Genomic DNA, 901 nt, shown 5'->3' with positions numbered 1-901 from the left:
AGATCAACACCAGATAATTCATGTCACTTGATTAAAAAAAGAGCGGCCGTTTTGCGTCGGAAAGCGGCCGTTCAAAAACGGAACAGCGACCGCTGAGCTCCGTAAACTGCAGCCAGCCGGTAGACTCCAAGCTTTCCATAGGCATACTGGCTCATTGCCATATCTACGACAATCGGTTCATCCTTTCTGGGAACGGCGATACAGAACGGATTGTTGCCGACGCTCTGCTCGTCCGATCCCCAAAGAGGCATACAACTCTCCGTATTGATCCAACTGATCCCCATAAATCCTTTCTCAGCCATACGCCATGCATATGTACCGCCGCGCATCCAGTGCGTAGTATTTTTTATGCTGACACACCCGATTCCATGTTCTTTCGCAAGCTCAACCGCGCGGTCAGAGGCAAAAATCGCATTGAGGATGCCGATTCCCATATGTCCATCGTAATTCTCAACTGCCCCTCGTTTGTGGATCAATTCCGGCTTTCCTTCCGGATCGATCCAGCCCCTGTGCATATAATCCGCAAAACGCGGGATACGGTTCATACCATGACTTTCCACACCGTCCGCACTGGAACTTGTATGTACTTCAGCACATATCTCTGCCTGTTCCTCATTCAGGCCAAGGTTGAGAAATGCTCTTTTCGCGGTTTCCTTCATTTCTTCAAAAGATACGATCATTGTTTTAGCGGTTCCTTTCTTCTCTTTGATTTTTTAAATAAGACAGAACATACCGGTAGAAGGTCTGTTCCGTTTCATTGCAGTTATTTAATGGTTTACTGACCAGTACATTAGGTCAGTTTACAAGGAACTACACGCAGACCGTGAAACGGGCTGCTGACAACAAACGGCGCTATGCTCCCGGCTGGGTGCATAGCACCTGTTTGTTGCGGGGGTTTCCA

At 48.2% G+C, this 901-nt stretch carries 1 protein-coding gene; it reads right to left on the bottom strand.

Going from position 1 to position 901, the window contains the following annotated elements:
* Positions 1–71 precede the first annotated feature (71 nt).
* Positions 72–680, bottom strand: a complete 609-nt coding sequence (locus tag ACTNC3_RS11405; RefSeq protein WP_441227505.1) for an Ldh family oxidoreductase — start codon at positions 678–680, stop codon at positions 72–74.
* Positions 681–901: the final 221 nt, after the last annotated feature.

The organism is Oribacterium sp. HCP3S3_B9, from assembly GCF_052064255.1.
Taxonomy (GTDB): Bacteria; Bacillota; Clostridia; order Lachnospirales; family Lachnospiraceae; genus Oribacterium.
The sequence above is the reverse complement of the archived record's forward strand: the minus strand, read 5'-3'. Positions and strand labels throughout refer to the sequence as shown.